The organism is Micromonospora sp. NPDC051296, assembly GCF_040682255.1.
Classification (GTDB): domain Bacteria; phylum Actinomycetota; class Actinomycetes; order Mycobacteriales; family Micromonosporaceae; genus Micromonospora; species Micromonospora craterilacus.
Genome location: NZ_JBFBAO010000523.1, coordinates 1 through 3,609 on the forward strand (window position 1 = coordinate 1; position 3,609 = coordinate 3,609).

The 3,609-nt window shown below is 67.7% G+C and carries 1 protein-coding gene and 2 pseudogenes; 1 reads left to right on the forward strand and 2 read right to left on the reverse strand.

Features of this window, described 5'->3' with window-relative positions:
• Positions 1-93 precede the first annotated feature (93 nt).
• A pseudogene (locus AB0M52_RS32215) lies at positions 94-869 on the reverse strand (IS5 family transposase).
• Between the two features lie 116 nt (positions 870-985).
• Positions 986-1,150 (reverse strand): annotated as a pseudogene (locus tag AB0M52_RS32220) (IS5/IS1182 family transposase); the annotation flags it as partial.
• Positions 1,151-1,434: 284 nt separating this feature from the next.
• On the opposite strand from AB0M52_RS32220, the gene AB0M52_RS32225 reads away from it, so the two are divergent.
• A complete protein-coding gene (locus AB0M52_RS32225; protein WP_363961510.1) occupies positions 1,435-3,570 on the forward strand; it encodes a family 78 glycoside hydrolase catalytic domain in 2,136 nt (711 codons plus the stop codon).
• Positions 3,571-3,609 lie beyond the last annotated feature (39 nt).

Here is a 3,609-nt window from a genome sequence, read left to right on the forward strand (position 1 = left end):
CTCGCCTCGCCGACGCCGCCCACGTAACCCCCACCAACAGGGCCTCTAACGAACCGCCAATTCCACATCGGACATAAGCTTCCGAACCACCCTCTAACAACGTCGTGCGACGTGCCGGTACGTGATGATGCAGGTAGCCAGGCCGAGGAAGGCTTCGTGGATGTCGTCGCGGCGTTCCCAGCGGATGCGTAGCCGCTTCATGCCGTGCTACCAGGCGATTGTCCGTTCGATCACCCACCGGAACACACCGAGGCCGGAGCCGTGGGGCTGGCCACGGCGGGCGATGCGCGGGCGGATGCCCTTGGCGCGTACCGCCTTGCGGTACTTGTCGTGGTCGTAGGCGCGGTCGGCGAACAACGCGTCGGGGCGCTGGCGTTGCCGGCCGCGCCGATTGCGTCCGGGCGGGATCTTGTCGATCAGCGGGAGTAGTTGGGTGACGTCGTGGCGGTTGCCGCCGGTCAGGGGGATGCCAGCGCCCCCGGTCAGGACGTGGTGCTTCGAGCCCGGGCGGGCGCCCTCGACCGGGCTCGGACCGCTTTTGGGCCCCGTCTGGCGGACCGTACATGTGTCGATCACCGCGCGGGACCAGTCCAACTTGCCCGCTGCCTGAAACTCGGCCAGCAGCAACTCGTGCAGCCGCTGCCACACCCCGGCCCGATTCCACTCCTCCAAGTGCCGCCAGCAGGTCATCCCCGATCCGAACCCCAGCTGTTGGGGCAGGAACTCCCACTGGACGCCGGTGTGCAGCAAAAAACGATCCCACACAGCACCTGCCGGTCCGGGATCCGCTTACGTCCCGGATACCGCGGATTGCGCTCAGGTTTGGGCAGCACCTGCTCGATGCGCTGCCACAGCCCGTCCGGCACGATCCACGGCGGCTGCTCGCCACGCCTCACGGCCCAACATCATAGATCACCGTCGACAAGGGATGACAGGATCGGAGATCGTTTTATTAGGATCTCTTGGGAGCGACCGGCTATAGGTGTTACTTGAGGCGGCGGGTGGTGCGGCGCTTGTCCCAGCGGTAGAGGGTCCGGGCGCGGCGGATGAGTTGACGGATCGTGACGATGGCGGCGGCGAGGTGCGGGTAAAAGTCGATGTTTCTGGCCTCGCGGTCGGTGCAGCGGCGGATCTTGCCGAAGCGATTCATCGATTGATGGGCATGTCCGAGCGCACGGTGCGCCGCCGGCTCCAACCATGTCGAGCCAGATCGCGGTCCGCACCACCATCCAGATCGTGGTGTAGGCGACGCGAGCCGGATGGATCTGACCGGCGCCCGTGGGCCACGATGAAGCGTTTCGGTTCACAGACGTGGCCGAAAGCGGCCAGCTCTTCCGGTCCAGTGGTGTGGTTGCGAGAAATCCTGCCTACTGTTCATCTTTAACGTTTCACTGCCGCAGCAGCGTCCAGCCGAAGGTGGCCCCCATGCGGGACATGTCTGACAGAGTTCGTCGCCTCGCCGGCGTGCTGACGGTGCTGGCGCTGGTCCTGACCGGGCTCGGCGCGCCGGCGGTGAGCGCGAGCGCGCGGCCGGCGCAGGGTGATGGGGTGGAGCTAGTGAAGCTCGTCGACCTCAAGGTCGAGCGCAAGCCCGAGCCCGTCGGCATCGACCTCGACCGTCCCCGGTTCTCGTGGATCATCAGCACCACGGCACGCGACGTCCGTCAGGAGTCGTACCGGGTGCGGATCACCACGGGAGGGGATGTCGTCTGGGACAGCGGGGTCGTCGAGTCCGACCGGTCCTTCGACGTGGAGTACGGCGGACCGGTCCTAAAGTCGACGACCGGGTACGAGTGGACGGTCGACGTGGTCACTACCGCGGGCGAGGCCAGCGGGTCGTCACAGTTCCGGACGGGGTTGATCACCGCCGCCGACTGGGGCGGCAGCAGGTGGATCGGCGCGCAGCCGCCGTCGCGCGACCCGCTCGTCGGGTGGGACAACTACACCGCGGAGTTCGACTTCACCATCGACCACGTCGCGTTCGGTGCCTTCGTGCGGGCGCCGAACCCCAACAACGCCCTGATGTGGCAGGTCTCCGTCGACGGTGGCGTGCCGCGCCTGCGCCCCCACCGTCGCGTGAACGGGAACTACACCCTCCTGGCGAACCCCGGCATCGACATCTCCTCGGCGGTGACGGTCAACCAGCTCACCACGCAGTCCAACAAACTGAGTGTCACCGTGGGACCGGGCACCGACCCCTCCAGCGTCCACGTGGTCACCCGCATCAACGGGATCGAGGTCGAATCGCGCAACGTCACGCAGGCCGGCACCATGCAGCGCGGCTTCATCGGCTTCCGCTCCGACTTCGCAAGCGGGCAGCCGGAGCGGTCGCGGGCCCACGCGGTCAAGGTGACCCGGACCGAGGACAGCCAGGTGCTGGCCGACATCGACTTCTCCACCGGCTACAACCCGTTCAGCGGCGGCACGGTCGTCAACGGCTCGCTGGAGCTCGTGGGGACCGTCAACACGGTCCTGGCACCTGCGCCGGCCGCTGCCCCGCTGCTGCGCAAGGAGTTCGCCGTCAACGGGCCGGTGCGCAACGCGACGTACTACGTCGCGGCCGGCGGCTACGCCGACGTCAGCCTCAACGGGTCTCCCGTCAGCGATGCCATGCTTTCCCCGGGCTTCACCGACTACGACGACAGCGTGCAGTACGCGGCGTTCGACGTCACCGACCGGCTGGTCGAGGGGCCGAACGCGATCGGTATGGAGCTCGGCCGCGAGTTCTTCTCGATGACCGGCGGCAACGTCTGGAACTGGGAGCGGCCGACCTGGCGTGACGAGCCGATGGCCCGAGGCGTCCTGCACATCGAGTACGCCGACGGCAGCACCGAGCGCGTGGTGACGGACGACTCCTGGACCTACCGTGAGGGCCCGACCCGTTTCGACGACCTCTACGCCGGTGAGCGCTACGACGCGCGCTTCGCGGTCCCGGGCTGGAACTCCGCCCGCTTCGACGATTCGGCGTGGGGTGTCCCGAGGATCGCGGCCGGGCCGCGCGGTGTCCTGGTGAACCAGCGCCAGCAACCGGTCCGGGTCACCCGGTCCTTCCCCGCGGTCGGCATCACGGAGCCCGCGCCGGGTGTCTACGTGGTGGAGTTCCCCAACGTCATCGCCGGCATGGTCGAGTACACCGTCCAGGGCCCGGCGGGCACCACGATCCGGGCCGCCCACGCGGAGAAGCTGCTGGCCAACGGCCGCGTCAACATGAGCAACAACGGTGGCTTCCAGGCCGGCTTCCAAACCGACTACTTCACGCTGGCCGGGACCGGCGAGCCGGAGACCTGGATGCCCAAGTTCTCCTACAAGGGCTTCAAGTACATCGAGGTCACCGGTTGGCCCGGCGACGACCCGCCGCCGCTGAGCGCCTTCACGGCCAAGCGGGTCAACACCGACGCCGAGCAGACCGGCCGGTTCGAGGCTTCGAACGGCACTCTGACCGGCGTCCACGAGATCGTGGTGAACACGCTCTACAACAACATCCATCACATCCCGACCGACACCCCGATGTTCGAGAAGAACGGGGTGTCGGACAACGGCACGGTGGCCGTGTACCGGGCGGTGGCGTGATGCCCAGGGTCACCGTGACCGTGCGCGACACCGGCGGAC

What these genes read in the sequence shown, in the direction of transcription:
- AB0M52_RS32225 (WP_363961510.1), top strand. Translation starts at nt 1,435, where the DNA reads ATGTCTGACAGAGTTCGTCGCCTCGCCGGCGTGCTGACGGTGCTGGCG.